The organism is Qipengyuania sp. SM2507 (assembly GCF_053714505.1).
The window spans coordinates 1,273,569-1,300,558 of the sequence record NZ_CM132307.1 but is presented as its reverse complement, the minus strand read 5'-3'; the positions used below and the strand labels follow the sequence as shown (position 1 = coordinate 1,300,558).

Sequence of the window (26,990 nt, the reverse complement as noted above, 5' to 3'; positions counted from 1 at the left end):
ATTGACCGCGCGGCTCCACCGGGTCAAGTAACCTGCCCAGGGGGAATGCTTAATGAAGTGGATTGTCGCCGAGCACGCCGCTGCGGCCTTTGGGCCGGCAATCGAGCCGACCATGCCGATCACCACGGAGTAGAGCGATGTTCATCGGACATTGGGCCCCGGCCTTCGCGGCTGCGGCCATCACGCGCGAAAGCCCGCGGCTGGGTACGCTGTTCATCGCCGCGCAGCTGGTCGACTGGGCGTTCGCGCTGTTCGTACTCGGTGGATTCGAACATCTGCGTCTGGTCCCCGGCATCACCGCGATGAACCCGCTCGACCTCTATCATATGCCGCTGTCGCACAGCCTGCTGGGAACCGCGGTGTTCGCGCTGGTGTTCGGCGTGGCGATCGGCGTCGGGTTGCGCAATGCGGTTGCCGGGTCCTGGGCTGCGGTCGTGGTGCTCAGCCATTGGCTGCTCGACCTTCTGGTCCACCGCCCCGATCTCACGCTCGCCAGCGGAGAGGACAAGCTGGGCTGGGGACTGTGGAACTATCCCGAAATCGCAATCCCGCTCGAGCTGGCGCTCACCCTGGGCGCCTTCCTGTGGTACATCCGCGCGACCAAGGGCCCGCTGGGTCCGCCACTGATCCTGATCGCGGTGATGCTGGCGCTGCAGGCCTTCAGCTGGTTCGGCCCCGAGCCGCAAGGGTCGCCCGTGGCGATGGTGCTGACCATGGTCACCGCCTTCGCGATCGTCACCGCGCTCGCCTTCTGGGTCGGGCGGACACGCTGGCACAAGCGCCACGTGGGGCTGGCGGTGGCGAGCGTGCGGCGCTAAGCGCGCGCGCATGGCAAACCCGACTTCCGCGATCACCCCCGAGACCGTCGAGCAGCATGGTCTCAGCCCCGAGGAATACGAGCGCGTGCTGCATGCGCTGGGGCGCGAGCCCAATATGGTCGAGCTCGGCATCTTCTCGGTGATGTGGTCGGAGCATTGCTCCTACAAGAGCTCGCGGCTGCATTTGAAGAAGCTGCCGACCGAGGCGCCCTGGGTGATCTGCGGCCCCGGCGAGAACGCAGGCGTGATCGATATCGGCGACAATCAGGCGGCGATCTTCAAGATGGAGAGCCACAACCACCCCAGCTATATCGAACCCTATCAGGGCGCGGCGACGGGTGTGGGCGGCATATTGCGCGATGTCTTCACTATGGGCGCAAGGCCGGTCGCCAACGCCAATGCGCTGCGCTTCGGACGGCCCGAGCACCCCAAGATGAAGCATCTGGTGCAGGGCGTGGTCGCCGGGATCGGCGGCTACGGCAATTGCGTCGGCGTGCCGACAGTCGCGGGCGAGACCAATTTCCACCCCGCATACGATGGCAACATTCTCGTCAACGCGATGACCGTGGGCGTCGCCGATGCCGACAAGATCTTTTACTCCGCTGCCACCGGCGTGGGCAATCCGATTGTCTATGTCGGCTCCAAGACCGGGCGCGACGGAATCCATGGCGCAACCATGGCGAGCGCCGATTTCGGCGAGGATTCGGACGCCAAGCGTCCCACTGTCCAGGTCGGCGACCCCTTCACCGAGAAGCTGCTGATCGAGGCCTGCCTCGAACTGATGGCTACCGATGCGATCGTCGCGATCCAGGACATGGGCGCGGCGGGGCTGACCTCCTCCAGCGTCGAAATGGCGACCAATGGCAAGGCGGGTATCCGCCTCGACATGAACCAGGTCCCCTGCCGCGAAGAAGGGATGACTCCCTACGAAATGATGCTCAGCGAGAGCCAGGAGCGCATGCTCATGGTCCTGAAGCCCGGGCGCGAGGCGGAGGCCGAGGCGATCTTCGCCAAGTGGGAACTCGATTTCGCGGTCATCGGCGAGGTCACCGACACCAGGCATATGGTGCTCGTGTTCGACGGCGAGGTGGTCTGCGACATCCCGCTCGGCCCGCTCGCTGCCGACGCGCCCGAATACGACCGGCCTTATCTCTCGAAAGAGGAATACAAGGCCTGGGCCAAGGTCGAATCGCTTGGCGAGGTTCCGCAAAGCGACGATATCGCTGCGGACCTGCTCAAGATGATGGCGAGCCCTGCGCTCGCCTCGCGCCGCTGGATCGCCGAGCAATACGACAGCCAGGTCGGTGCCGATACGCTCCAGACCGGCGGCGATGCCGGTGTGGTCCGGGTCCACGGCACGAAGAAAGCGCTGGCGATCACCACCGACTGCACTCCGCGCTACGTCTATGCCGACCCCTACGAGGGTGGCAAACAGGCGATCGCCGAGGCCTATCGCAATCTGTGCGCGGTGGGCGCGCGCCCGCTGGCGGTGACCAATTGCCTCAATTTCGGCAACCCGCAGCGGCCCGAGATCATGAGCCAGTTCGTCCACGCGCTCGAGGGCATGGGCGAAGCCTGCCGCGCGCTCGACTTCCCCATCGTGAGCGGCAACGTCAGCCTCTACAACGAAAGCAAGGCGACGGGTGGCGGCAGCGCGATCCTTCCCACACCGGCCATCGGCGGGGTGGGGATCCTCGAGGATTACGCCAAGATGATGACCATGCCCTTCAAGGCTGCGGGCGAACGGATCGCCACCATCGGCTTCCATCACGAGGCGATCGGCCAGTCGCTATGGCTCCGCGAGATCCACGGCCGCGAGGATGGCGAGAGCCCGATGGTCGATCTCAAGGACGAGCGGCTCTGCGGCGAGATCGTCCGCCGGCTGATCGAACAGGGCAAGCTCACCTCAGTCCACGATGTCAGCGATGGCGGGCTGGCGGTGGCGCTGGCCGAAATGGCGCTGGCGAGCGGCATCGGCGCCGAACTGAAGGAGATGACCAGCGAATTCGCCTTCAGCGAGACGCAGGCGCTCTATGTCGTGACCTATTCCGACGATGTCGAATTCGACCTGGAGGAAGTCCCCTTCACCGAGATCGGCCGCACGGGCGGAGATGCGCTGGTGCTTAACCGCACTGCAATTGCGCTGGCCGATCTGCGCGAGGCGCACGCGAGCTTCTTCCGCGACTGGATGGAAGCGTGACCCGGATAGCATCGTCATGCTGAACCCGTTTCAGCATCCATCCCTTCTCCTTGCACCGATGGTGCGGGTTGAAGCATGGACCCTGAAACAAGTTCAGGGTGACGGGATGGCGGGCGGCGGCACGCCTTCTGGATCGAGCACATGACCGGCGGCTACTCCGGCACCCCGTTGGTGCGGACGCTCGACCTGCGCGACGGGCAACGGGTATGGTTCGACGCGATGCCCGAAAGCGTGATCGACGAGATCGACGAATACGCGCTCGAACTCATCTTCGTCGCCGATCCCTCCGAGGGTGTCGATGCGGCGCATGTCTTCGTCACCGAGACAACCGATCTTGCCGCCAAGCTGGCGACGCTGCGGCAGCAGCTTGCGCCCGACGGTCAGGTCTGGGTGAGCTGGCCCAAGCCCTCCTCCGGCGTCTCCACCGACATCAATGCGGACAAGGTTCGCGGAGCGGGTCAGCCGGAGGGCTTTGTCGACACCAAGGAAGCGTCGGTTGGCGACGACTGGTGCGGCATCAAACTGGTGATCCGCAAGGACCTGCGTTGATCCGCACGGCTCCAGCGCCGCACCGCCAGGGCTAAGCTGCCGCAGCCAGCTCCGCTTTTTCGTTCTTCGCCAGCAGGTCGTAGGGGTCGATCCCCTCCTCGCGCCAGATGCGATGGCATTCCCGATACCAGTGCGGCTCGGGAATGTTGAGTTCCGCTCGTGCCTGCTCGAGATCCTTCGCCAGCAATTCGCGGATCGGCATCTCCACCAGCGGCGGGCAGGCGACGCCGGTGCGCTGCGCCTGGCGACAGGCGCGAAACACCGGCGCCTTGCTCTTAACCGATTTCTTGATGTTGAGAGCTCCGGCGTAGCCGATCAGCAGGTGGCCGTGGCTGGGCGACTGGCCATGGGTGAACAGCAGCACGCATTGCTCGCCCAGCCCGTCGCGGCCATAGCCGGTCAGCACATGCATCAGATCATGCGTGTCGCGCGAACGATAGCCGAACCATTCGACCAGATCGCCGTATTTGGCCCGCCCCAGCTTGTCTGCTTCGGCGACCAGACCAGCAGCGGAGAGCCCCTCGCGCTCCATGAAATCGCAATAGGCCTGCGCGACGGAGCCCTTGGGCAAGTGGCGCAAGGCCTCGTGATCGTCGAGGATCGGCGGCAGGAACGGCTCTTCGGCGCGCAGCTTCTCGCCCTGTTCGCTCAGCGCCAGCGCACGTACACGCGGCATGAAGCTCTTCGACGGGAGCGCTTCGAAGATCTTGAACACGTGGCTGGTCTCTTCCTTGTCCCTGAGCAGGTCGCGGAAATGGCCATAGGCCTTCGGCAGCGAATATTTGGGCTCGACGCGGCGTGGATCGCGCAACAGCGTCCCGTCACGGGCGCATTCGACTGGGGTCTGGATGGCGTTCTGATCGGTCATGCACGGGCCTTTACTGACAGAAATGTCAATATAGCCTTATCGGCCAACGAATGGAAGCTATCGCGCGACCCATTCGCTTTCGGGGATGTCGAACAGTTTTAGCACAGCGGAGATATCGCCGCTGTCGATCCGCCCGTTGGCAGCCTCGCGCGCTTTGGGCTTGGCGCGATAGGCAATGCCGTAATCCGCCGCCTGCAGCATCGGGATGTCATTCGCGCCGTCGCCCAGGGCGAGCACGCGCGCGCCCTCGCCCAATTGCCCGCGCTCTTCTTCCAGCGTGGCGCGTTTGGTCCCGGCATCGCTGATCGGACCGGCGAGCTCGCCGGTCAGTCTGCCATCGCCGACCGCAAGCCGATTGCCGACCACGCGGTCGAAGCCGAGCTGCTCGCCGACCTCATCGGCGAAATGGTGGAACCCGCCGGTCACGAGAACTGCGCGACAGCCGCGCGACTTGAGCGTCGCCACCAGCGTGCGGGCGCCTTCCACCGGCGCGATCCGATCGGCGAGGCAATGCGCTATCGCGTCTTCTTCGAGCCCCGCGAGCAGCCCGACCCGCTCCGTCAGCGCCTGCCCGAAATCAAGTTCACCCCGCATCGCCCGTTCGGTGATGGCAGAAATTTGCGGCTTGATGCCGGCATAATCGGCCAGTTCGTCGATGCATTCCTGCCCGATGATGGTGGAATCCATATCCGATACGAGCAGCCGCGGCAGTTCGATCAAGTGATCGGCGGCAAGCAAGTCGCAGGGCCCGAAATGCGTATCGAGGATCGTTCGCACCGGTGCCAGTTCGGCATGGGGAAAGGACAATTGCAGCACATCGCCGCAGAAATCGAGCATCCCCGCCATGGCTACCGGCATCCCAGCCGCGTCCAGAGCCGTCATGGCTGCCTCGAGGCGGGTTTCGAGACCGGTCTGGTCTGCTATCATCCGAACAATGAGCACGCGCGAAACTCCTGAAAAACAATCGCCAAACCCGCCGGTCGCGCTCATCGCAGGGCCGACCGCCAGCGGCAAGAGCGATCTGGCGGTGCGACTGGCGCAGGAGTTGGAGGCCGACGGCAGGCGCGCGGTGGTGATCAATTGCGACAGCGCGCAGGTCTATGCCGACCTGCGCGTGCTCTCCGCGCGGCCCACGCTTGCGGAGATGGGCGGGATCGAACACCGGCTGTTCGGCACATGGGACGGCGCGGTGCCCTGCTCAGCCGCCGAGTGGGCCGCAGCCGCCAAATCCGTGATCGCCGAACTGCACGTAGCGCAGGCGGTGCCGATCCTGTGCGGCGGCACGGGGCTCTATATGCGTACGCTGATCGACGGGATCGCGCCGATTCCCGATATCGACCCCGCTACGAGATCGGCGGTCCGCACCCTTCCGCGGGATGATGCGCGCGCTGCGCTCGAGCGCGAGGATCCCGAGGCCGCCGCCCGCCTCGCCCCCGCCGATCGCTCGCGCACCACCCGCGCGCTCGAAGTGGTGCGTGCCACCGGGCAGACTCAGCGCCACTGGCAGGCGCGCAAGGCCGGCGGGATCGGCAAGGAGATCGACCTCCACCCGTTGATCCTGCTGCCCGATCGCGAGTGGCTGTTCGAACGCTGCGATCGGCGCTTCGCCGCGATGCTCGACCATGGCGCGGAGCTTGAGGTGGCAGCGCTTCTGAAAAGGGGCCTCGATTCCGCTCTTCCCGTCATGCGCGCCATCGGCGTTCCAGAGATCGCAGCGCTGATAGAAGGCGACTTGACCCGCGAAGAGACCATCGCTGCAGGTCAAACCGCGACACGCCAATATGCCAAGCGCCAGTACACCTGGTTCCGCAACCAGCCGCCGGCAGAGTGGCCGCGCCGGGATAGCGCTGATTGTGCCGCCCGCAGTATTTTTGTTTCTTTGTTTCAAAACGCGCGTTGACAGCGCACTATTCGGATTCCATAGCGGTCCTCGTCGGCCCGGCGCGTGACCCCCGCGTCGGGCCGATTTGCGCCTGCCGGTTGGCAAGGTGCCAACGGGGCGCGAAACCAATGGAGAGAAGTGTGGCTGCCCAGCGCAACGGTGCGCAGATATTGATCGACTGCCTCGCGGCGCAGGATGTCGAATTCGTGTTCGGCTATCCCGGCGGCGCGGTCCTGCCGATCTACGACGAGCTGTTCGCGGACACCCGCCTGCGCCATATCCTCGTCCGCCATGAGGCGGGCGCGGCGCATGCTGCCGAGGGCTACGCCCGCTCGACCGGCAAGCCCGGCGTGGTGCTGGTCACCAGCGGCCCCGGTGCCACCAATGCGGTCACCGGGATTGCCGATGCCTGGATGGATTCGATCCCCATGGTGGTGATCACCGGCCAGGTTCCCACCGGGCTGATCGGCACCGACGCCTTCCAGGAAGCCGACACGGTCGGAATCACACGCCATTGCACCAAGCACAATTATCTCGTGAAGGACCCCGCGCGGCTTGCCGCGACAATCGAGGAAGCCTTTCGCATCGCCACCACCGGGCGGCCTGGCCCGGTGCTGGTCGACATCCCCAAGGACGTCCAGATCGCGTTGGTGGACACCGCAGAGGACGGCGAGGCACCAATGCCCTCAGCCCGCTACCAGCCCCGCACCCGTGCCGAACCCGAGGAGATCGCCGAGGCGGTCGCAATGCTGGCGGCGGCGGAGCGACCCGTATTCTACACCGGCGGCGGGGTCATCAACGCCGGACCAAAGGCTTCGGAATTGTTACGCCAGCTCCAGCAGGCCACCGGCGCGCCCGTCACCAGCACGCTGATGGGTCTGGGTGCCTTCCCCGCCGAACATCCCGACTGGCTCGGGATGCTGGGGATGCACGGCACCTACGAGGCAAACATGGCGATGAACCGCGCCGATCTGATCGTCGCAGTCGGCGCACGGTTCGACGATCGGGTGACCGGAAGACTGGATGCTTTCGCTCCGCAGGCCAAGAAGATCCACATCGATATCGACCGGGCCAACATCAACAAGGTCGTTCCCGTCGATCTCGGCGTGGTCGGTGATTGCGCGCAGGTACTCGACCAGCTGCTGGAGGCCTGGGGCTCGCGCAGCGCGCAGGACATGGGCGAATGGAAGGCTCGGATCGCGGGTTGGAAGGCGCGCCAGTGCCTCGCCTATCCCGACAGCTCCGACTGCATCATGCCGCAAAAATCGATCGAACGACTGTTCGCGCTGACCCGCGACCGCGACCCGATCATCACCACCGAAGTGGGCCAGCACCAGATGTGGGCGGCGCAGTATTTCGGCTTCTTCGGGCCCAACAAGTGGCTCACAAGCGGGGGCCTGGGCACGATGGGCTATGGCCTGCCCGCGGCGATCGGCGCGCAATTGGGCAATCCGGATGCGCTGGTCATCGACATCGCTGGCGAGGCCTCGATCCAGATGAACATCCAGGAGCTGGGCACCGCGAGCCAGTATCGCCTGCCGGTAAAGGTCTTCATTCTCAACAACGAATATATGGGGATGGTCCGCCAGTGGCAGGAGCTGACCTACGAGAGCCGCTACTCCAATTCCTATTCCGACAGCCTCCCCGATTTCGTCGCGCTGGCTGAAGCCTATGGCTGGAAGGGCATCCGTATCTCGGATGAATCCGAACTCGACGCGGGCATCCAAGCCATGCTCGCACACGATGGCCCTGTGATGGTCGATTGCCGGGTCTCGCCCGACGCCAATTGCTTCCCGATGATCCCCAGCGGCGCCGCGCACACCGAGATGTTGATGTATGGCGACACGGTGGGCGGGACCATGGACGACGCGGCAAAGGCGCTGGTATGATGAGCGCGAACGACCAACCTTTCGCCGAACGCCACGTCCTCAACGTCATCGTCGACAATGAGGCGGGCATCCTTGCCAAGATCGCCGGGCTGTTCACTGCGCGCGGCTACAATATCGACAGCCTCACGGTGGCGGATATCTCGGAGGACCATGCGGTCAGCCGGATCACCATCGTCACTCGCGGTCCCGAACCCGTGATCGACCAGATCCGCGCCCAGCTCGAACGGCTGATCCCGGTCCACAAGGTCATCGACCTCACCGAGCACGGCGCGCATGTCGAGCGCGAGCTGGCGCTGGTCAAGGTCGCAGGCAAGGGCGAGGCGCGGGTCGAAGCGCTGCGTATCGCCGAGCTGTTCCGCGCCAATGTGGTCGACACCACGACAGCGAGCTTCGTCTTCGAGCTGACCGGCTCGCCCGCCAAGCTCGACAGCTTCATAGCGTTGATGCGCGAGCTCGGGCTGGTCGAAGTCGGCCGCTCGGGGATCGTTGGAATGATGCGCGGAGCGGACCAAGATTAGTGCCAGCCCGACCATATCGGGCAAGACCAATGAGGTAATTATGCAAGTCTATTACGATGCCGATTGCGACCAGCAGCTGATCAAGGACAAGAAGGTCGCCATCATCGGCTATGGCAGCCAGGGCCATGCCCATGCCCAGAACCTGCGCGACAGCGGGGTAGCCGAGGTGGTCGTCGCACTGCGCGAGGGCTCGGCCAGCGCCGCAAAGGCGCGCGAGGCGGGCTTCGAGGTCAAATCGGTCGCCGAGGCCGCCCAATGGGCAGATCTGGTGATGGTGCTCGCACCAGACGAGCATCAGGCGAAAATCTACGCCGGCGAGATCGCGGGACAGATGAAGCCAGGCGCCGCACTCGCCTTCGCGCACGGGCTCAACGTCCATTTCGGGCTGATCGAGCCGCCCGCCGAACTCGATGTCATTATGATCGCCCCGAAGGGCCCTGGCCACACGGTGCGCAGCGAGTATCTCAAGGGTGGCGGTGTCCCCTGCCTGATCGCGGTCCATCAGGAAAGCAGCGCCAGCGGCGACAATGGCTACGCCAAGCAGCTTGCCCTGTCCTACGCCAGCGCGGTGGGCGGTGGTCGCGCCGGCATCCTCGAGACCGATTTCAAGGAGGAATGCGAGACCGATCTGTTCGGCGAACAGGCGGTGCTGTGCGGCGGGATCACCCATCTCATCCAGGCCGGGTTCGAGACGCTGGTCGAGGCGGGCTACGCCCCCGAGATGGCCTATTTCGAATGCCTCCACGAGACCAAGCTGATCGTCGATCTGCTCTACGAAGGCGGCATCGCCAACATGCGCTATTCGATCAGCAACACCGCCGAATACGGCGACATAAAAACCGGCCCGCGGATCATCACCGACGAGACCAAGGCCGAAATGAAGCGCGTGCTTGCAGATATCCAGTCGGGCCGTTTCGTCCGGGATTTCGTGCTCGACAACCAGGCCGGCCAGCCCGAACTCAAGGCCAGTCGCAAGGCCGCGCAGGCGCATCCGATCGAGAAGACCGGCGCGCAATTGCGCGCGATGATGCCCTGGATCGGCGCGAACCGGCTGGTGGACAAGGAGAAGAACTGAGGGGGTGGGTTTTGCGGAACGTCGGCTTCCGGTCGGGACCAGACGAGGGGTCAGTTCCGATATTGAGTGGGAATGGGACAGACCACCTCAGCAAAATTGAGCAGTCAAGATGTTGCCATAGCGATCGACGTTTGCGATGCTAGCTCAATGAAAATCCACGGACAACGCTGGCGTTATCAACTCGCAAACACTGAAGTTTTTGTAGATAACGCATTCAGTTGGTTCGGATGGGCACAAGAGCGGATGCTGATAAACGGTGAGGTATCGCAATCAGTAGGTTCTTGGTTTTCGTTCATGCGCAATTTCAACGAACCGTGGTTGACACTTAGCGGTGATGGTGAAATTGAAATTCTAATGCGATCTACACTGACGGGAGTTGACGTCGAGTTACGGCTTGATGGAGAAGTGGTCGAACACGAAGAGTTATTCGAAACTGCTTGGCAGGGCAGAGGCGCTTGGCCAGACGAAGGCCTATGGACAAAAACCGAACAGTTTTCCATTTTCAAACAGCTGTCGCCCCATTGACCGACGGATAGGCAACCGCCGACATTCTCATCGCGAACGTCTCCTAATGGGTCGGTAGCCGACAGACCGGTTTCGGGCCGGATCCGCTGGAACCTGACTTACTTCCCATACACAGACTTGGCCCCCCCTTTCGCCGCGGTGCCGCATTCCCCAAAGGCCGGGTGGACAAGCTCCCTCCTGCGAGCCACTATGCCGCGCAAAGAGATACACCGCCTATTGCCATCCCTTTCGCCAGCCGATCCCTTCCGGAGATTCCACCATGCGCAAGACGATCCTCACCGCCGCCGCCGCTACCGGCCTTGCCACGCTCGCCCTGACGGGTCTCACCGCGCAGGATGCGACCACGCCGGGTACGATGGATGTCTCGCGTGTCACTGCCGGCACCTATGCCACCGATCCCGGCCACTCGCTGGTCCAGTGGAGCGTCGATCACTTCGGCTTCAATCCCTATTTCGGCATCTTCGGCGATGTCGCGGGCACGCTGACGCTCGATCCCGCGGCGATCGAGGATGCCAAGGTCGATGTGCAGATCCCGATCGCCTCGGTCGCTGTGCCGAGCGCGGGTCTGCGCGATCACCTGCTGCGCCCCGGCAAGGATGGCGGCAGCCCCGATTTCTTCGGTGCCGAGCCGGGGATGGCGCGTTTCGTTTCCACCGAAGTTACCCAGCTGGGAGCAACGCGCGCGTTGATCGCGGGTACGCTGACCATGAACGGGCAGAGCGGCCCAGTCGTGCTGCTGACCGAGTTCAGCGGCGCGGGCGCCAACCCGATGAGCCAGGCCGAAACGGTCGGCTTCACCGCCACCACCACCATCGACCGATCGAACTGGGGAATCGGTTACGCCATTCCCATGGTCTCGGATGCGGTCGATCTGAAGATCAGCGTCGCCTTTGAAAAGCAGTGAGGTTGGCGGAGCTGTCGGCGCAGGTGGACTGACCGCGCGATGCGTCTGACCGACTGCCACAATATCGACGATTTCCGGCGGCTGGCGCAAAAGCGCCTGCCCTGGCCGGTGTTCGACTATATCGACGGCGCCGCCGATGACGAGCTGACCAAGGCGCGCAACACATCCGCATTCGACGATGTCGATCTGGTTCCCGATGTCCTTGCGGGCGTCGGCACCATCGACACCTCGTGCACAATCATGGGGCGCAAAAGCGCGCTGCCGCTGATGCTCAGTCCGACCGCGCTGCAGCGCGCCTTCCACCGCGATGGCGAGCGCGCGGTGGCGAAGGCGGCGGACAGGTTCGGGGTGTGGTTCGGCATCTCCAGCCTGGCGACGCATTCGATCGAGGAGGTGGCCGCGCTGACTGCGGGCCCCAAGCTTTTCCAGCTCTATGTGCACAAGGACAAGGGGCTCAACGCGGCGATGATCGAGCGCTGTCAGGCTAGCGGTTTCGACGCGCTGGCGTTGACGGTGGACACCATCGTCTCCGGCAAGCGCGAGCGCTGCCTGCGTTCGGGATTCACCACCCCGCCGCGCTTTTCGGCGTCCTCGCTGTGGAGTTACGCCACTCGGCCACGCTGGACCGCGGGCTATGTCTTCAGCCCCAAGTTCCGCCTGCCCAATCTCGACGGCCATGTGGTCGAGGGGACGGGCAAGCCGGTCAGCATCCAGGACTATTTCAACACCATGCTCGACACCGGCATGGACTGGGACACCGCCGCACGGATCCGGCAGGACTGGGGCGGGACCTTCTGCCTCAAGGGCATCATGAGCGCGGGCGATGCGCGCCGCGCGGTGGAGATCGGGGCGGATGCGATCATGGTCTCCAACCACGGCGGGCGACAGCTCGACGGCAGCCGCGCGCCCTTCGACCAGCTGCGCGAGATCGTCGATGCGGTGGGCGGCGAGATCGAGATCATCTGCGACGGCGGGGTGCGGCGGGGCACGCATGTGTTGAAGAGCTTGTGCGCGGGCGCGACCGCTGCCTCGGGCGGACGGCTGTATCTCTATGCGCTCGCCGCCGCGGGACAGGACGGGGTCGAGCGCGCGCTGGCGATCCTGCAGGACGAGATCGAGCGCGGGATGCGACTGATGGGGGTGACCGCCATCGATCAGCTCACCCCCGACCGGCTGCGGTGGCGTTAGCGGGCTTTAACTCCCGCGCGCCGCCTGCGCCGAAGCTTCGACCCGGCTCTTGTCCGCCAGCAGGATCGTGCTGGTGCCCTTGGCCAGTATCGTGCCGTGTTCGTCTTTCAGATGGCCCTCGTAGAAGCTGGTGCGCTTCCCGTGGCGCTCGACCCAGCCCTCGGCGATCACCTTACCCGGGCGTGCGGGCGCGAAGAAGCTGACCTTGAGCTCCAGCGACATCGGGACGATATCCTTACCGTTCTTCGCCATCGCCGCATGCGCCATCGCGGCGTCGATCCAGCCGGTGATGAAGCCGCCCTGCACCACCCCGCCCGAATGGCACTGCTCCTCCTTGGCCTCATATTCGAGCGTGGCGCGGCCCTCCGGGTCCATCGTGACGAGGCGGATCAGCCCCATGGTTTCGTAGAGCGTGTGGTGTTCGGCCATGGTTTCCCCTGGATGCTGGCTTGATGATGATATGGAAGCAGACGAAAGAATATTTCTTCCCATGGCGCGCGGGCTTTGGCTTTACAAGCCTGCCGCACCATTGCATGGACCGAAGCATGCGAAGCGAGGCTGGCCTGCTGCTACGACTTACGCGCCCTTGGGCGTGACAGTTCGCGCGCCCACTGCGGCGCGCTGAACGCCCAAGGGACTGCCGCCGCCGCCTCTCCATCTTCGTTATTCCAGAGTCCGTCCAATGCCCATGCTGAGCGATCCCGGCCGCAAATACGCGCCCTTCCCGCAGGTCCAACTGCCCGACAGGCAGTGGCCGACCCGCACCATCACCGCCCCGCCCCGCTGGCTCTCGACCGATCTGCGCGACGGCAATCAGGCGATCGTCGACCCGATGGACGCGCACAAGAAGAACCGCTTTTTCGACCTCCTGTGCGAGATTGGAGTAAAAGAGATCGAGGTCGGCTTTCCCAGCGCGGGACAGACCGAATTCGACTTCATCTCCGGGCTGGTGCGCTCGGGCCGCGTGCCCGACGATGTGATGGTCCAGGTGCTGACCCAGAGCCGCGAGGATCTGATCCGCACCAGCTTCGCCAGCCTCGAGGGTGCGCATGCGGCGATCGTCCATCTCTACAATGCGGTCAGCCCCGCCTGGCGCGAGATCGTCTTCGGGATGAGCCGCGAGCAGGTGCGCGACATCGCGGTGGCGGGCGCCAAGGTGATGCGCGACGAGGCGGCAAAACACCCGGGCACGCAGTGGCATTTCGAATATTCTCCCGAAACCTTCTCCACCGCCGAATTGGATTTCAGTCTCGAGGTCTGCGAGGCCGTGATGGGCGTGCTGGCGCCGACACCTGAGCATCCGATTATCCTCAACCTGCCCGCCACGGTCGAGGCGGCGACTCCCAATATCTACGCCGACCAGGTCGAATATTTCATCCGCAACCTGCCCAATCGGGCAGCGGCGGTGATCAGCCTGCACACGCATAACGACCGAGGCACCGGGGTCGCGGCGGCGGAGCTGGCGTTGATGGCGGGCGCGGACCGGGTCGAGGGCTGCCTGTTCGGCAATGGCGAACGCACCGGCAATTGCTGCCTGGTGACGATGGCCCTCAATCTCTACACCCAAGGCATCGACCCCCAGCTCGATTTCTCCGATATCGACCGGGTCATCGAGACGGTCGAATATTGCAACCAGATCCCGGTCCATGAGCGCCATCCCTATGGCGGCGAACTGGTGTTCACTGCGTTCTCGGGTAGCCACCAGGACGCGATCAAGAAGGGCTTCGCCGCCGCCGAGCGCCAGAACGACGAGCACTGGCGCGTGCCCTATCTGCCGATCGATCCCGCCGATCTGGGACGCAGCTACGAGGCGGTGATCCGGGTCAATTCGCAGAGCGGCAAGGGCGGTTTTGCCTGGGTGCTCGAACAGGATCAGGGGCTCAAACTGCCCAAGCGGATGCAGGCGCATTTCAGCCCGCACGTCCAGCGCATGGCCGATAGCTTGGGCCGCGAGCTCACCGCGGCGGATATCTGGGAGGCGTTTCGCGACGCCTACCATGTCCAGACCGCGGACAAGCACTTCCAGCTGGTCGACTACGAGGAACGCCGCGCCGCCGATGGTACACGCCTCTTCACCGGGACGATCGCGGTCGATGGCGAGGAGCAAACCGTCAGCGGGCGTGGCAACGGGTTAATCTCCTCGGTGCTGACGACAATCGAGGAGGCCTTCGGGCTCAGCCTCGAGGTGGTCGACTACACCGAGCACGCGCTGGGCACCGGCCGCGATGCGCGCGCCGCCGCCTATCTCGAGTGCCGGACACCTGAAGGCGCGATCATCTGGGGCGTCGGGATCGACGAGGATGTTGCCACCGCCAGCGTCCGCGCGGTGCTGAGCGCGGCGAATTCGGCGCGAGCGGGATGATGCTTCTGTCCGCCACCGATGGGCGCTGATACGGTCGATCACGAATCAAAAGCCTTGGGAGGGGCACGCCACATGACCGAAGCCATTATCGAACCCGATCTGCCGATCGTCGACCCGCATCATCACCTGTGGGATCTGCGCGCACTGGTGCCCGCCTTCCCCGAGCCGCGCCACGCCTTCATCGAGGCGATAGCGGGGGCGGCCTATTACACTTTCGACCAGCTCCAGGCCGATACCCACAGCGGCCACAATATCGTTGCCACGGTGTTCATGGAATGCGGTGCCTTCTACGATCCGGCGCGCGGCGAGGCGATGAAGCCGGTCGGCGAGGTCGAATTCGTCAATGGCGTCGCGGCGCAGGGTGCGAGCGGACTCTATGGCGACTATCGCCCTTGCGCCGGGATCGTCGGCCATGCGGATCTGACGCTGGGCGATGCGGTGAAGCCGGTGGTCGAGGCGCTGATCGCGGCGGGCAACGGTCGCTTCAAGGGCATCCGCCACGCCGGGGCCTGGGATGCCGATCCCGAGGTGCTCGGCCCACCCTTCCACGCGCCGCAGGGGCTCTACGGCTCCGAAGCCTTCCGCGCGGGTTTCGCGGCCTATTCCGAATACGGGCTGACCTTCGATGCCTGGCTTCTCGAACCGCAGCTGGGCGATCTGCTCGATCTCGCGCGGGCTTTCCCCGAGCAGCAGATCGTGCTCGATCATTGCGGCACCCCGCTCAACATCGCCAGCTATCGCGGGAAATTGCCCGAGAATTTTACCCGTTGGCAGGAAAGTATTCACGACCTCGCCGAATGCCCCAATGTCGCCGTCAAGCTCGGCGGGCTGGCGATGGCCTTCTGCGGCATGCCCGAGGAAGGGCCCGAGCGCGGCTGCGGTTCGGAAGAACTGGCGCAGCAATGGGACCCCTACATCACCAGCTGCATCGAAGCCTTCGGGCCCGAGCGCGCCATGTTCGAGAGCAATTACCCGGTCGATCGCTGGGGCGCGAGCTATGCAGTGTTGTGGAACGCCTTCAAGCGGCTCGCCAACGGCGCCTCGGACGCCGAGAAGCGCAAGCTGTTCGCGGGCACCGCGGCGCGGATCTACGATATCGAGCACGTCCTGCCCGCAGGCTGACACCCTTCCGTTACGTCAATCTCGACAGCTTGCGACACGCTTCGTAAGCCAGCCTTCGAACAAGTCATACGACTAGAGGAACGCCCATGCCCCTGCCCGCCCCCTTCGACAGATTGCGCCTGCCGGTGATTGGATCGCCGCTGTTTATCGTCTCCGGCCCGGAGCTGGTGATCGCGCAATGCAAGGCGGGCATCGTCGGCAGCTTCCCCGCATTGAACGCGCGGCCGCAATCCGAGCTCGACGAATGGCTGCACCGCATCACCGAAGAGCTGGCGGCGCACAATCGCGATCATCCCGAACGCCCCGCCGCGCCCTATGCGGTCAACCAGATCGTCCACAAATCCAACGACCGGCTCGAGGCCGATATGGCAACCTGCGCCAAATGGCAGGTGCCGCTGGTGATCACCTCGCTCGGCGCGCGCGAGGAGGTCTTCTCCGCGGTCAAGAGCTGGGGCGGGATCTCGATGCACGATGTCATCAATAACCGCTTCGCGCACAAAGCGATCGACAAGGGCGCGACCGGGCTGATCCCGGTGGCGGCCGGCGCCGGCGGTCATGCCGGCACGCTCAGCCCCTTCGCGCTGATGCAGGAAATCCGCGAATGGTTCGACGGGCTGGTCGCGCTCTCGGGCTCGATCGCACACGGGCGCTCGATCCTCGCAGCGCAGGCGCTGGGCGCGGATTTCGCCTATATCGGCTCGCCCTGGATCGCCACCGACGAAGCCAATGCCGACACCGGTTACAAGGAGGGTATCGTCGAGGCCGACGCCGATGGCATCGTCTACACCAACCTCTTCACGGGGGTTCACGGGAATTACCTGCGTTCGAGCATCGAGGCGGCCGGGCTTGACCCCGAAGCACTGCCGACCAGCGATCCCAGCAAGATGAATTTCGGCAGCGGCGGCAACACCAAGGTCAAGGCCTGGAAGGATATCTGGGGTTCGGGCCAGGGGGTCGGGACCGTCAAGTCGGTCGGCCCGGTGGCCGATATGGTCGATCGCTTCGAGCGCGAATACGAGGCAGCGAAGGCCGCGCTGGCCGCAGCGACCGCCTAGAAGATTCCCTGCGCCAGCCCTTCGGCGAGCGCGGCGCCGAGCTCGCGGGCCTCATCAAGCCGCGCTTTCGGGACGGTCTTGGAGGCGAGGATCTCCTCGGGCGTCTGCGCCGAGGTGTTGACGATCACCCGCTCGGCGACGCGCTTCAGCCGCCAGCCTTGTGCGATCCGGTCGAGCTGGCGCTGCGCCCCCTCCCCGTCCGAACCCGCGGCGATCAGCGTGACAAAGGGTCGCCCTTCGATCCGACCCAGCACGGGGTAATAGCAGCGGTCGAACATCTCCTTCATTTCGCCGCTCATGCTGGCGAGGTTTTCGGGGCAGACGAAAAGATAGCCCTGTGCCTCTAGGAGGTGCTCCGGCGTGATTTCGTTCGCTGCCATCAGCACCGCGCGTTCCCCGGCTCCGACCTTGGCAGCTTGCGCCAGGGCCTCGCTGGTGCCTGTGCGGCTGTGCCAGGCGATGAGGAGCGGTGGTGCGGACATGCCTGCGAGCATCGCCTCCACCGGGGAATTGTCAACACGCGCGGCTTTGCCTGCGCGCTCCGTCGGGATAGAGTGGCGTCATGGTCACCAACGCTGCAAATACCCATGGGGCAAATCACGTCTTCGGCGTCTCGCACTCGCTCTCGGGTCGCGGCTGGCGCTGGCGGCGCGGCAATATGGAGATGGCCGAGGGCGCGATCCCGCTCGATCGCGACATCGTCACCCAGCTGCTGCTGGCGCGCGGGGTCGAGGAAAGCGATCTTGAACGCCATCGCAACCCGACGCTGCGCGGCTTTCTCCCCGACCCCAGCGGCTTCAACGACATGGACGCCGCCGCCGACCGCATCGCGCAGGCAGTGCTCAGCGGGGAGCAGGTTACCGTCTATGGCGATTACGATGTCGATGGCGCGACCAGCTCGGCGTTGCTGATCCTGCTGCTGCGCGATCTTGGGCATCACGCCGATTACTACATCCCCGACAGGTTGCTCGAGGGGTACGGCCCCTCGGGAGAGGCGCTGGTAAAGCTCGGGGAGGCGGGCAGCAGCCTGATCGTCACGGTCGATTGCGGAGCCATGGCGCATGACGCGCTGCAGCAGGCGCATGACGCGGGGATCGATGTCATCGTGGTCGATCACCACAAATGCTCTCCCGATCTCCCGCGCACCGTGGCGCTGGTCAATCCCAACCGCCTCGACGAGGATGACGAGGCTGCCGCGCACGGCCATCTCGCCGCGGTCGGAGTCGCCTTCCTGCTCGCCATCGCGCTGGTCCGGGTGCTGCGCGAGCGCGACTATTTCGCGACCCGCGCGGAGCCCGACCTGTTCGCGCTGCTCGATCTGGTGGCGCTGGGCACGGTGGCCGATGTCGCCGCGCTGCACGGGCTCAACCGCGCCTTCGTGGCGCAGGGGCTCAAGGTCATGGCAAAGCGGCAGAACATCGGCATGGCGGCGTTGATCGACGCGAGCCGGTTGAAGCGCGCGCCCGCCTGCAGCGATCTCGGCTTCGCGCTCGGCCCGCGCATCAACGCCGGTGGGCGGGTCGGCGAATCGACGCTGGGGGTGCGGCTGCTCACCACGCAGGACCCCGCCGAGGCGCGGGCCATCGCCGCGCAACTTTCGGAACTCAACGAGGATCGCCGCACGATCGAGGCCGCGGTGCAGGAGGCGGCGGAGGAACAGCTCGCCGGCCAGCACAACCGCGCGGTGGTAGTGATCGCGGGCAAGGGCTGGCACCCAGGGGTGATCGGCATCGTCGCCGGGCGGATCAAGGAAGCGAGCGGCAAGCCCTCGCTGGTGATCGCACTCGACGAGGAGACCGGGTTGGGGAAGGGCTCCGGCCGCTCGATCAGCGGGGTCGATCTCGGCGCCGCGATCATCGAGGCGCGGCAGCAGGGCCTGCTGATTGCGGGTGGCGGTCATGCGATGGCGGCGGGGCTGACTGTCGCCGCAGACCGGATCGAGGATCTTGCCGCCTGGCTGGACGAGCGGCTATCGGCGCAGGTCGCGCGCGCCACCGCTAGCCAGACGACGCTGCTCGACCTCTCGGTAACCGCGGGCGGGCTGACTCCCGAACTGGTCGAATCGCTTGAGATCGCCGGGCCCTATGGCGTTGGCTGGCCCGGCCCGCGCATCGCGGTCGGCCCGGTCCGGCTGATCAAATGCGATGTCGTCGGCACCGGCCATGTCCGCATCGTCGCTTCCGGCGGCGACGGGCGCAGTTTCAAGGCGATCGGCTTCCGCATGGCCGAGAGCGATCTGGGGCAGACGCTGCTCCACGGCGCGAGCGGGCGGCGGCTGTGGCTGGCGGGCCGCGCCAAGATCGACGACTGGGGATCGCGTCGCCAGGCCGAGCTTCATCTCGAGGATGCCGCCTGGGCCGATTGAGTTTCCCTGCCCTCGCCGAGCCAAGGCCCGAAGCGATGGCGGGTACGATAAGGCAATACCATGGCTTGACGCGGATTGCCTGCGACCCTAGATGGCCCGCCACGCCACCCGGCATGGCCCCTTCGTCTAGCGGTTAGGACGCGGCCCTTTCACGGCTGAAACACGGGTTCGATTCCCGTAGGGGTCACCACGGTGGCGTTACTCGTTTAGTTCCGGAACCCTATCGAAAAGGGTGACGGTCGGACGGGCCCCTTCGTCTAGCGGTTAGGACGCGGCCCTCTCACGGCTGAAACACGGGTTCGATTCCCGTAGGGGTCACCAACCTTTTGCAGCGCAACCGGAAACAGCCCCTGCCCTGCTTGGCAAGCCGGTCGCACCGGGGCTATGGCCCGCAGCGATAATGAGCGCTCGCCCCCTTCCCCTTCCCGGTCTGACGCTGGCCTTCATCTGCTGCGTGGTCATGCTGGTGACCGGCGTTGCCCCGCTGGTGGCGCTGTCGGTGTTCCTGATCTGGGCGGGGACGCTGTGGCTGCGGGTCGGCTCGCCGCCCCCGCCGACCGAAAAGGTCGAGCCTTCCGCGCTCACCACCGACCGCATGGGCGAATTGTTCGAAAGCGCCGACACCCCGCTGCTGGTTACCCGTCGTAACCGGGTGGTCATCGCCAACCGTGCGGCGCGTAACGTCTTCGGCACGCATATCCTCGAACAGGACATCCGCATCTCGCTGCGCAACCCCGATGCGGTCCAGCTGATCGATTCGGACGAGAGCGGCTCGGTGACGGTGCGCGGGCTCACCAGCGTGCGCGATATCTGGCGGATCAACACCAAGCAGCTCGAAGGCGGCATGGGGGTCTACGAGTTCATCAACAAGACCGCCGAAGCCGACATCAGCCGCGCGCACACCGATTTCGTCGCCAACGCCAGCCATGAACTGCGCACCCCGCTCGCCTCCATCATCGGCTATGTCGAAACTCTGCAGGAGGATGCGACCGCGCTCGATCACGAGACCTCGCGCAAATTCCTCGACACCATCAGCCGCGAGGCCCAGCGGCTCCAGCATCTGGTCAGCGATCTGATGTCACTGTCGCGGATCGAAGCCGAAAAGCACGACCGCCCGACCGAGATCGTCGACTTCGGCCCGCTGGTCACGCGCGCCGCGAAGGAAGGCGCCGGGCCCGACCGGGCCGACCGGCTCGACCTCGCCATCGAGGGCGAATTTCGCGTCCTCGGCGATGTGTTGCAGCTCGAGCAGCTGGTCCGCAATCTGGTGGACAATGCGCTCAAATATGGCGATCCGGCTCGGCAAGTGACCGTCCGCGTCCACCCCTCGGGCAAGCGCCGTGTCAGATTGGTGGTGCGCGACCGCGGTGAAGGGGTCGCGGCGGAGCACATCCCCCACCTCACCCGGCGATTCTACCGCACCGATCCCGGCCGCAGCCGCGCCTCGGGCGGGACCGGGCTGGGCCTCGCCATCGTCAAGCACATCGTCGAGCGCCACACGGCCAAGCTCGATATCGCCAGCGAAATGGGCGTCGGCACAACCGTGACGGTCCGTTTCCCGATCGTGCGATCGGACAAGGACGAGGACTGAGCGAAGGCTCGCGCACGCCTCGCTTTGTAGCGCCGATGGCGCTAGAGCGCGGGACGGGATCGATGGCCGTACGAGCGCAGAAAAGACAAGTCATGCTTTTGTCGCGAACATGTAACAAATCCTCGCTTTCGCGCGGGCATACCACGATCAGAAGGGATCACCGGGATGCGTAAGACCAAAGCAGCCTTAGCCGCCACGATTTTTGCCGTGGCCCTGACCTCATGCGGCGACTCAGGTGGCGGCTCGCGCGACTGGGTGCGCTCGGTCGGCTCCTCGACAGTATTCCCCTTTGCCAAGACGGTCGCCGAATCGCTGGCGCGTTCGAGCCCGGGCATCAAATCGCCGATCATCGAATCGACCGGCACCGGCGGCGGCATCCAGTTGTTCTGTCAGGGTGTCGGTCCCGACACGCCCGACGTCGTCAATGCCTCGCGACGGATGAAGCCTGGCGAATACGCCGGCTGCCAGAGCAATGGCGTGACCGAGATCATGGAGATGCAGGTCGGCCTCGACGGCATCGCCTTCGGTGCAGCCAATGGCGGCATCATGATGAACCTGACCCCGCAGATTGTCTACGAAGCCATTGCCGCCAGTCCCTATGGCCAGGAGCAGACAAACGAGACCTGGGCCGACGTCGATCCTTCGCTCCCCGATATTCCGATCCTCGTCTACGGGCCGCCCTCCACTTCGGGTACGCGCGATGCGCTCAAGGAACTGATCCTCGAGGTCGGTTGCAAGACTGATCCCGCAATGGTCGCGCTCGAAGAGAGTGACGGGGATGCCTATGACCGCGCCTGCACCGAAGTCCGTTCGGACGGCGCCTATGTCGATCAAGGGGAGCAGGACAATCTCATCGTCCAGAAGATCGAGAACAATCCGCGCGCCATCGGCGTGTTTGGGTATTCCTATCTCGAGGAGAACGCCGACAAGGTACACGGCCTCCCGGTAAACGGGGTCGAGCCGACCTACGAGAACATCACCAGCTTCGCCTATCCCGGCGCTCGCCCGATGTTCATGTACATCAAGAAGGCGCATCTGGAGGCCATTCCGGGGCTCAAAGAATATCTCCTCGAATGGACCAGGAACTGGGACGAGGACGGCGCGCTGGCTCGCATCGGCCTCGTGCCCTCGCCCGATGACGTTAAAGCCCAGAGCCTGCGCGTCGCGACCGAATACACCACCCTTGACGGTTCCGAGCTCTAGCGGGTCCGACCTAGCGCATGTCGCCTGCCATTCTCTTTCTTCTGGCGCTCGGACTCGCGCTGGCCGGCTGGCTGGCGGCGCGGGCCCGCGCGTGGAGTTTTCGGCGCGCCGATCCCGGCGTGCGGATGGCCGCGCGGCCAACCTATCACGCCTGGTATGTCGCGCTGTGGATCGCGCTGCCGATGCTGCTGTTCGGGGTGGTCTGGACGATCCTGGCGCCCAATCTGGTGAACCAGGCAGTGCTCGCCAATCCGGCGGCCGCGGACCTGCCCGCCTTCGGCTTTCAGCGCGACACCATCTTGTCCGAGGCGCGCAACGTCGCGAGCGGCGCCTCTTCCGCGGTTTTCAATCCCGAAGCGCAGGCGCTGGTCGAGCCTTTCCGCGAGGCGATGACCCGCTACGCCTGGATCGGTATCGCGGTCAGCCTGGTGCTCGCTTTCCTTGGCGGGGCCTGGTCCTTCTTGAGACTCAAGCCCGACTTCCGCGCCCGCACCCGGGTCGAGCGGACCGTGATGACGATCCTGTTGCTCGCCTCGCTGGTCGCGATTCTCACCACCATCGGGATCGTGGTCAGCCTGGTGTTCGAGACCATCCGCTTCTTCGGCATGGTCAACCCGCTCGACTTCCTGTTCGGCCTCCACTGGGGCCCGGACCCGATGAGCAGCCCCGACAATCCCGATCCCACCCGCTACGGCGCGGTGCCGCTGTTCTGGGGCACGATCTTCATCGGTGCGATCATCGCCATGATCGTCGCGATCCCGCTCGGCTTGATGAGCGCGATCTACCTCACCCAATATGCCGCGCCCTCGATGCGCCGCTGGGTCAAGCCCGCCCTCGAGATCCTCGCGGGCGTGCCGACGGTGGTCTATGGCTATTTCGCCGCACTCACCATCGCGCCCTCGATCCGCGACATCGCGCAGTTTTTCGGCGCTTCCAACCCGTCCAGCGAAAGCGCGCTGGCGGCGGGCTTGGTGATGGGCGTGATGATCATTCCCTTTGTCAGCTCGATGGCCGACGACAGCATTGCCGCGGTGCCCAGCGCGATGCGCGACGGCAGCCTGGCGATGGGCGCGACCAAATCGGAAACGATCCGCAAGGTGCTGGTCCCCGCCGCGCTCCCGGGCATCGTTGCGGGCGTGATGCTGGCGGTCAGCCGGGCGATCGGCGAGACCATGATCGTGGTGATGGCCGCCTCGACCGCTGCCAATCTCTCCGCCAACCCGCTCGAGGCGATGACCACGGTGACGGTACAGATCGTCGCCATGCTGACCGGCGAAGGCAGTTTCGACCATCCCGCGACGCTCAGCGCCTTCGCGCTCGGCTTCGTCCTGTTCATGGTCACGCTGGCACTCAATTTCATCGCCCTGCGCGTGGTCAAGAGGTTCCGCGAAGCCTATGACTGATCGCACTCTCCCTACCCGCACGCCCGTGTTCGAGAAGCGGCTCAAGCAGCGCTATGCCTCGGAACGGCGCTTCAAGGCTCTCGGCCTGGGCGCCATCGTGTTCTCCATGCTGGTGCTGCTGTTCCTGCTCGGCACCATGACGATCAACGGGATCGGCGGCTTCCAGCGTGCCGAGCTCGAGGTGCCCATCGACTTCACCGAAGTGGGCATTTCCGGCGATGCCATCCAGATGGAACAGGGCGCCGCGATCCAGAGCCTGGGCGCGCAGGGTCTGCAGACAGTGGTCGAATTCTACGCCGCCGCTGCGCTCGGGGAAGAGGCTGCCGCACAGCTCGACGCCAACGCCTGGCGCGAAGTGGCCCGCGAGATCATCGCGGACGAAAGCATTCTGCGCGGCACCACGACCTTCGAATTGCCCGCCAGTTCCGACCTCGCCGCAGGCTATGCCGGCGAAGGTTCGCCCGAGATGCGCCAACTGGCTGGAGAGCTCAGCGAGCGCGGGGTGCTGGCCAAGAATTTCGATCCCGGCTTTCTGACGCGTGCCGATGCCACCAATCCCCAGCAGGTCGGGATCTGGGGGGCGCTCAAGGGCTCGATCCTGACGATGCTGGTGACGCTCGCGCTGGCCTTCCCGATCGGCGTCCTCGCAGCGCTCTACCTTGAAGAATACGCGCCGCGCAATCGCTGGACCGATGTGATCGAGGTCTCGATCAACAATCTGGCCGCGGTGCCTTCGATCATCTTCGGCCTGCTCGGGCTGGCGGTGTTCCTGTGGATATTCCCCAATCTGCGCTCCGCGCCGCTGATCGGCGGCATGACTCTGGCGCTGATGACCATGCCGGTGATCGTCATCGCCGGTCGCAACGCGATCAAGGCAGTGCCGCCCAGCATTCGCGACGGGGCGCTGGCGATCGGTGCCTCGCCGGTGCAGGTGGTGTTCCACCATGTCCTGCCGTTGGCGTTGCCGGGTATCCTCACGGGCACGATCATCGGCATGGCGCGCGCGCTGGGCGAAACCGCGCCGCTGCTGATGATCGGCATGCGCGCCTTCATCGCTACCCCGCCCGAAGGCTTCACCTCGCCCGCCACCGTGCTGCCGGTGCAGATCTTTCTGTGGTCCGACGAGGTCAACCGCGGCTTCATCGAACGCACCAGCGCGGCGATTATCGTGCTATTGCTGTTCCTCCTCTTGATGAACGGCCTCGCCATCTACCTGCGCAACAAATTCGAGAAAAGCTGGTGACTGTAATCCACGACAACCTCGAGGCCACCGAGGCCAAGATGAGCGCGCGCGACGTGAACGTCTATTATGGCGACAAGCAAGCCATCGATTCGGTCTCGATCGACATTCCGCAGAAATACGTGACCGCCTTCATCGGCCCCTCGGGCTGCGGCAAGTCGACCTTCCTTCGCTCGCTCAACCGGATGAACGACACGATCGCCTCGGCGCGGGTCGAGGGGACGATCGAGCTCGACGGCGAGGACATCTACAAATCGGGGATGGACGTGGTGCAACTGCGCGCCCGCGTCGGGATGGTGTTCCAGAAGCCCAACCCCTTCCCCAAGTCGATCTACGACAACATCGCCTACGGCCCAAAGATCCACGGCTTCGCCGAGGACAAGGACGATCTCGATGCCGTGGTCGAGCGTTCGCTGGTCCGCGCCGGGCTGTGGAACGAGGTCAAGGACCGCCTCGCCGACAGCGGCACCGCGCTTTCCGGCGGCCAGCAGCAACGGCTCTGCATTGCCCGCGCGATCGCGGTCGATCCCGAAGTGATCCTGATGGACGAGCCCTGTTCGGCGCTCGATCCGATCGCGACCGCAAAAATCGAGGAACTGATCGACGACCTTGCGGGTCGTTATGCTATCGTCATCGTTACCCACTCGATGCAGCAGGCCGCTCGCGTCTCGCAACGGACGGCTTTCTTCCATCTGGGCAAGGTGGTGGAGTATGGCCGCACATCCGATATTTTCACCAACCCCCTTGAAGAGCGCACCAAGGATTACATCACCGGGCGCTACGGCTAGGACCGCCATTGAATATGCAACACACCGTCAAGGCCTTCGATGAGGACATCACCCGACTGCGCGGCCTGATCGCGGAGATGGGCGGACTTGCGGAAGTCGCCGTCCAGGACGCGATCGAGGCGCTGGTGCGCGGCGACGACGATCTGGCCAAGCGCGTGGTCAAGGGCGACCGCAAGATCGACGAACTCGAGAGCGAAGTCGACAAGCTGGCAGTGCGGATCATCGCGCTGCGCGCGCCGATGGCGGACGATCTGCGCGAGGTCATTGCCGCGCTCAAGATCGCCGGGGTGATCGAGAGGATCGGCGATTATTCCAAGAACATCGCCAAGGCGAGCCGCGAGATCGGCCCCGACCGCAAGAAATACGAGCCGCTGACGCTGCTCCCTGCGATGGCCGAGCTGACCTCCGAAATGGTCCACGACGTGCTGACCGCCTATGCGGCGCGCGATCCCGAACTCGCCAAGGACGTGATCGCCGCAGACGAGAAGGTCGATGCCTTTTACAATTCGATCTTCCGCAATCTGGTCAGCCACATGGTCGAGAACCCCTCCTCGATCAGCAGCGCGGCGCAATTGCTGTTCGTCGCTCGCAATCTGGAGCGGATCGGCGACCATGCGACCAATGTGGCCGAAATGGTGCATTATGCCGCAACCGGCGTTTACGCGCCGGATATCGACAGCTGACACATAATTGTAGCTTGAGCGTCATATCGCCCGATCAGTACCTCTCAACCGACGTCAGGGTCATGGTGTGAACGCGGCAAGTCTCCTTCTGGTCGAAGACGATCCGGCGCTGCTGGAACTTCTCGAATACCGTTTCAACAACGAGGGCTACAGGGTCCGCACCACCGCCGATGGCGACGAGGCGCTGATTCTGGCCTCGGAGGAGACTCCCGATCTGGTGATCCTCGACTGGATGATCGAGGGTACCAGCGGGATCGAGGTCTGCCGCCGGCTGCGCCGCGACAAGGCCACCGCGCATGTCCCGATCATCATGCTGACCGCGCGCGAGGCAGAAGACGACCGCATCCGCGGGCTCGACACCGGCGCTGACGACTACATCACCAAGCCCTTCAGCCCGCGCGAACTGCTCGCCCGGGTCGCGGCGGTGATGCGCCGCATCCGCCCCGCGCTCGCGGGCGAGACGATCGAGGTCGGCGACATCACGCTAGACCCGGTGGCGCACAAGGTGTCGCGACGCGGTCAGACGCTCCAGCTCGGTCCCACCGAATACCGCCTGCTCAAATTCTTCATGGAGAGCCCCGGTCGCGTGTTCAGCCGCAGCCAGCTGCTCGACGGCGTCTGGGGAACCGGCAGCGATATCGAACTGCGCACCGTGGATGTGCATATCCGCCGCCTGCGCAAGGCGCTCGAGGTCCGGGGTGCCAAGGATCCGGTGCGCACCGTGCGCTCGGCCGGTTACGCCTTCGAAGCCGTCTGACCGCA

General features: G+C 64.9%; 25 protein-coding genes and 2 tRNA genes. 23 read left to right on the top strand and 4 right to left on the bottom strand.

Annotation, left to right across the window (positions count from 1 at the left end; all coding sequences use genetic code 11):
* Positions 1–137: 137 nt before the first annotated feature.
* The 3 genes from ACWIKC_RS06315 (at position 138) to ACWIKC_RS06305 (ending at position 3,567) form a co-directional block, all read left to right on the top strand.
* The gene (locus ACWIKC_RS06315; RefSeq protein WP_454599261.1) at positions 138–818 is read left to right on the top strand and encodes a hypothetical protein; all 681 of its coding nucleotides are present in this window, start codon (positions 138–140) and stop codon (positions 816–818) included.
* Positions 819–828: 10 nt separating this feature from the next.
* Positions 829–3,018: a phosphoribosylformylglycinamidine synthase subunit PurL gene (purL, locus tag ACWIKC_RS06310; RefSeq protein WP_454599260.1), complete on the top strand. Its 2,190-nt coding sequence runs from the start codon at positions 829–831 to the stop codon at positions 3,016–3,018.
* A 141-nt stretch (positions 3,019–3,159) separates the two neighbouring features.
* A complete protein-coding gene (locus ACWIKC_RS06305) occupies positions 3,160–3,567 on the top strand; it encodes a DUF3052 family protein (RefSeq protein ID WP_454599259.1) in 408 nt (135 codons plus the stop codon).
* Between the two features lie 31 nt (positions 3,568–3,598).
* Here the strand turns inward: ACWIKC_RS06305 and ACWIKC_RS06300 are convergent, their stop codons facing one another.
* Positions 3,599–4,435 carry a Coq4 family protein gene (locus ACWIKC_RS06300; RefSeq protein WP_454599258.1) on the bottom strand — a complete coding sequence of 279 codons (837 nt, stop codon included), beginning with the start codon at positions 4,433–4,435 and terminating at the stop codon, positions 3,599–3,601.
* A gap of 57 nt (positions 4,436–4,492) precedes the next feature.
* Positions 4,493–5,362, bottom strand: a complete 870-nt coding sequence (gene serB, locus ACWIKC_RS06295; protein ID WP_454599257.1) for a phosphoserine phosphatase SerB — start codon at positions 5,360–5,362, stop codon at positions 4,493–4,495.
* A 7-nt stretch (positions 5,363–5,369) separates the two neighbouring features.
* Between serB and miaA the strand changes: the two genes are divergently transcribed.
* The 7 genes from miaA to ACWIKC_RS06260 all read left to right on the top strand — a co-directional run bounded on the left by miaA (position 5,370) and on the right by ACWIKC_RS06260 (position 12,416).
* The gene (gene miaA / locus ACWIKC_RS06290) at positions 5,370–6,335 is read left to right on the top strand and encodes a tRNA (adenosine(37)-N6)-dimethylallyltransferase MiaA (RefSeq protein ID WP_454599256.1); all 966 of its coding nucleotides are present in this window, start codon (positions 5,370–5,372) and stop codon (positions 6,333–6,335) included.
* A gap of 110 nt (positions 6,336–6,445) precedes the next feature.
* Positions 6,446–8,206 carry a biosynthetic-type acetolactate synthase large subunit gene (ilvB, locus tag ACWIKC_RS06285; protein ID WP_454599255.1) on the top strand — a complete coding sequence of 587 codons (1,761 nt, stop codon included), beginning with the start codon at positions 6,446–6,448 and terminating at the stop codon, positions 8,204–8,206.
* Positions 8,206–8,724, top strand: coding sequence for an acetolactate synthase small subunit (gene ilvN / locus ACWIKC_RS06280; protein ID WP_454599454.1), 519 nt, complete (start codon positions 8,206–8,208; stop codon positions 8,722–8,724). The genes ilvB and ilvN overlap by 1 nt, the downstream gene beginning before the upstream one ends.
* A gap of 40 nt (positions 8,725–8,764) precedes the next feature.
* Positions 8,765–9,799 (top strand): ketol-acid reductoisomerase, encoded by a 1,035-nt coding sequence (gene ilvC, locus ACWIKC_RS06275; RefSeq protein WP_454599254.1) that lies wholly within the window; start codon positions 8,765–8,767, stop codon positions 9,797–9,799.
* Between the two features lie 147 nt (positions 9,800–9,946).
* Entirely contained in the window at positions 9,947–10,324 is a 378-nt protein-coding gene (locus ACWIKC_RS06270) for a hypothetical protein (protein ID WP_454599253.1), read from the top strand.
* A gap of 259 nt (positions 10,325–10,583) precedes the next feature.
* Entirely contained in the window at positions 10,584–11,228 is a 645-nt protein-coding gene (locus ACWIKC_RS06265) for a YceI family protein (RefSeq protein ID WP_454599252.1), read from the top strand.
* A 39-nt stretch (positions 11,229–11,267) separates the two neighbouring features.
* Entirely contained in the window at positions 11,268–12,416 is a 1,149-nt protein-coding gene (locus ACWIKC_RS06260) for an alpha-hydroxy acid oxidase (RefSeq protein WP_454599251.1), read from the top strand.
* 6 nt (positions 12,417–12,422) lie between these two features.
* Here ACWIKC_RS06260 and ACWIKC_RS06255 read toward each other — a convergent pair whose 3' ends face one another.
* On the bottom strand, positions 12,423–12,845 hold the full coding sequence (locus tag ACWIKC_RS06255) for a PaaI family thioesterase (protein WP_454599250.1): 423 nt from the start codon (positions 12,843–12,845) through the stop codon (positions 12,423–12,425).
* 253 nt (positions 12,846–13,098) lie between these two features.
* Here ACWIKC_RS06255 and leuA point away from each other — a divergent pair, with 253 nt between their 5' ends.
* From leuA to ACWIKC_RS06240, 3 genes are all read left to right on the top strand, one after another.
* A complete protein-coding gene (gene leuA, locus ACWIKC_RS06250) occupies positions 13,099–14,778 on the top strand; it encodes a 2-isopropylmalate synthase (RefSeq protein ID WP_454599249.1) in 1,680 nt (559 codons plus the stop codon).
* A gap of 72 nt (positions 14,779–14,850) precedes the next feature.
* Positions 14,851–15,900 (top strand): amidohydrolase family protein, encoded by a 1,050-nt coding sequence (locus tag ACWIKC_RS06245; RefSeq protein WP_454599248.1) that lies wholly within the window; start codon positions 14,851–14,853, stop codon positions 15,898–15,900.
* Between the two features lie 86 nt (positions 15,901–15,986).
* A complete protein-coding gene (locus tag ACWIKC_RS06240; RefSeq protein WP_454599247.1) occupies positions 15,987–16,955 on the top strand; it encodes an NAD(P)H-dependent flavin oxidoreductase in 969 nt (322 codons plus the stop codon).
* Here ACWIKC_RS06240 and ACWIKC_RS06235 read toward each other — a convergent pair.
* Positions 16,952–17,437: a flavodoxin family protein gene (locus tag ACWIKC_RS06235; protein WP_454599246.1), complete on the bottom strand. Its 486-nt coding sequence runs from the start codon at positions 17,435–17,437 to the stop codon at positions 16,952–16,954. The two genes, ACWIKC_RS06240 and ACWIKC_RS06235, sit on opposite strands and share 4 nt — an antisense overlap.
* Positions 17,438–17,517: 80 nt before the next feature.
* Between ACWIKC_RS06235 and recJ the strand changes: the two genes are divergently transcribed.
* The 10 genes from recJ to phoB all read left to right on the top strand — a co-directional run bounded on the left by recJ (position 17,518) and on the right by phoB (position 26,985).
* Positions 17,518–19,320, top strand: a complete 1,803-nt coding sequence (gene recJ, locus ACWIKC_RS06230) for a single-stranded-DNA-specific exonuclease RecJ (protein ID WP_454599245.1) — start codon at positions 17,518–17,520, stop codon at positions 19,318–19,320.
* A gap of 115 nt (positions 19,321–19,435) precedes the next feature.
* Positions 19,436–19,510, top strand: a tRNA-Glu gene (locus tag ACWIKC_RS06225).
* A 56-nt stretch (positions 19,511–19,566) separates the two neighbouring features.
* Positions 19,567–19,641 (top strand) — tRNA-Glu (locus ACWIKC_RS06220).
* A gap of 79 nt (positions 19,642–19,720) precedes the next feature.
* Positions 19,721–20,911 (top strand): sensor histidine kinase, encoded by a 1,191-nt coding sequence (locus ACWIKC_RS06215; RefSeq protein ID WP_454599244.1) that lies wholly within the window; start codon positions 19,721–19,723, stop codon positions 20,909–20,911.
* A gap of 165 nt (positions 20,912–21,076) precedes the next feature.
* Positions 21,077–22,114: a substrate-binding domain-containing protein gene (locus tag ACWIKC_RS06210; protein WP_454599243.1), complete on the top strand. Its 1,038-nt coding sequence runs from the start codon at positions 21,077–21,079 to the stop codon at positions 22,112–22,114.
* A 17-nt stretch (positions 22,115–22,131) separates the two neighbouring features.
* A complete protein-coding gene (gene pstC, locus ACWIKC_RS06205; RefSeq protein ID WP_454599242.1) occupies positions 22,132–23,517 on the top strand; it encodes a phosphate ABC transporter permease subunit PstC in 1,386 nt (461 codons plus the stop codon).
* The gene (gene pstA / locus ACWIKC_RS06200; RefSeq protein WP_454599241.1) at positions 23,510–24,760 is read left to right on the top strand and encodes a phosphate ABC transporter permease PstA; all 1,251 of its coding nucleotides are present in this window, start codon (positions 23,510–23,512) and stop codon (positions 24,758–24,760) included. Before pstC ends, pstA begins: the two co-directional genes overlap by 8 nt.
* Before the next feature lie 38 nt (positions 24,761–24,798).
* A complete protein-coding gene (gene pstB, locus ACWIKC_RS06195) occupies positions 24,799–25,545 on the top strand; it encodes a phosphate ABC transporter ATP-binding protein PstB (protein ID WP_454599453.1) in 747 nt (248 codons plus the stop codon).
* An 8-nt stretch (positions 25,546–25,553) separates the two neighbouring features.
* Positions 25,554–26,228, top strand: coding sequence for a phosphate signaling complex protein PhoU (gene phoU / locus ACWIKC_RS06190; protein WP_454599240.1), 675 nt, complete (start codon positions 25,554–25,556; stop codon positions 26,226–26,228).
* 67 nt (positions 26,229–26,295) lie between these two features.
* Complete coding sequence (gene phoB / locus ACWIKC_RS06185) at positions 26,296–26,985, top strand: phosphate regulon transcriptional regulator PhoB (protein WP_454599239.1); 690 nt, start codon at positions 26,296–26,298, stop codon at positions 26,983–26,985.
* Positions 26,986–26,990: the final 5 nt, after the last annotated feature.

Coding starts and splice junctions, on each gene's coding strand:
- ACWIKC_RS06240 (WP_454599247.1), top strand. CDS start 15,987: ATGCCCCTGCCCGCCCCCTTCGACAGATTGCGCCTGCCGGTGATTGGA.
- pstB (WP_454599453.1), top strand. CDS start 24,799: ATGAGCGCGCGCGACGTGAACGTCTATTATGGCGACAAGCAAGCCATC.
- ACWIKC_RS06235 (WP_454599246.1), bottom strand. CDS start 17,437: ATGTCCGCACCACCGCTCCTCATCGCCTGGCACAGCCGCACAGGCACC.
- ACWIKC_RS06210 (WP_454599243.1), top strand. CDS start 21,077: ATGCGTAAGACCAAAGCAGCCTTAGCCGCCACGATTTTTGCCGTGGCC.
- pstA (WP_454599241.1), top strand. CDS start 23,510: ATGACTGATCGCACTCTCCCTACCCGCACGCCCGTGTTCGAGAAGCGG.
- recJ (WP_454599245.1), top strand. CDS start 17,518: ATGGTCACCAACGCTGCAAATACCCATGGGGCAAATCACGTCTTCGGC.
- pstC (WP_454599242.1), top strand. CDS start 22,132: ATGTCGCCTGCCATTCTCTTTCTTCTGGCGCTCGGACTCGCGCTGGCC.
- miaA (WP_454599256.1), top strand. CDS start 5,370: ATGAGCACGCGCGAAACTCCTGAAAAACAATCGCCAAACCCGCCGGTC.
- ACWIKC_RS06305 (WP_454599259.1), top strand. CDS start 3,160: ATGACCGGCGGCTACTCCGGCACCCCGTTGGTGCGGACGCTCGACCTG.
- ilvB (WP_454599255.1), top strand. CDS start 6,446: ATGGAGAGAAGTGTGGCTGCCCAGCGCAACGGTGCGCAGATATTGATC.
- ACWIKC_RS06265 (WP_454599252.1), top strand. CDS start 10,584: ATGCGCAAGACGATCCTCACCGCCGCCGCCGCTACCGGCCTTGCCACG.
- ACWIKC_RS06300 (WP_454599258.1), bottom strand. CDS start 4,435: ATGACCGATCAGAACGCCATCCAGACCCCAGTCGAATGCGCCCGTGAC.
- ACWIKC_RS06270 (WP_454599253.1), top strand. CDS start 9,947: ATGAAAATCCACGGACAACGCTGGCGTTATCAACTCGCAAACACTGAA.
- ACWIKC_RS06215 (WP_454599244.1), top strand. CDS start 19,721: ATGAGCGCTCGCCCCCTTCCCCTTCCCGGTCTGACGCTGGCCTTCATC.
- ACWIKC_RS06245 (WP_454599248.1), top strand. CDS start 14,851: ATGACCGAAGCCATTATCGAACCCGATCTGCCGATCGTCGACCCGCAT.
- leuA (WP_454599249.1), top strand. CDS start 13,099: ATGCCCATGCTGAGCGATCCCGGCCGCAAATACGCGCCCTTCCCGCAG.
- purL (WP_454599260.1), top strand. CDS start 829: ATGGCAAACCCGACTTCCGCGATCACCCCCGAGACCGTCGAGCAGCAT.
- ilvC (WP_454599254.1), top strand. CDS start 8,765: ATGCAAGTCTATTACGATGCCGATTGCGACCAGCAGCTGATCAAGGAC.
- ACWIKC_RS06255 (WP_454599250.1), bottom strand. CDS start 12,845: ATGGCCGAACACCACACGCTCTACGAAACCATGGGGCTGATCCGCCTC.
- serB (WP_454599257.1), bottom strand. CDS start 5,362: ATGATAGCAGACCAGACCGGTCTCGAAACCCGCCTCGAGGCAGCCATG.
- ACWIKC_RS06315 (WP_454599261.1), top strand. CDS start 138: ATGTTCATCGGACATTGGGCCCCGGCCTTCGCGGCTGCGGCCATCACG.
- ACWIKC_RS06260 (WP_454599251.1), top strand. CDS start 11,268: ATGCGTCTGACCGACTGCCACAATATCGACGATTTCCGGCGGCTGGCG.
- ilvN (WP_454599454.1), top strand. CDS start 8,206: ATGAGCGCGAACGACCAACCTTTCGCCGAACGCCACGTCCTCAACGTC.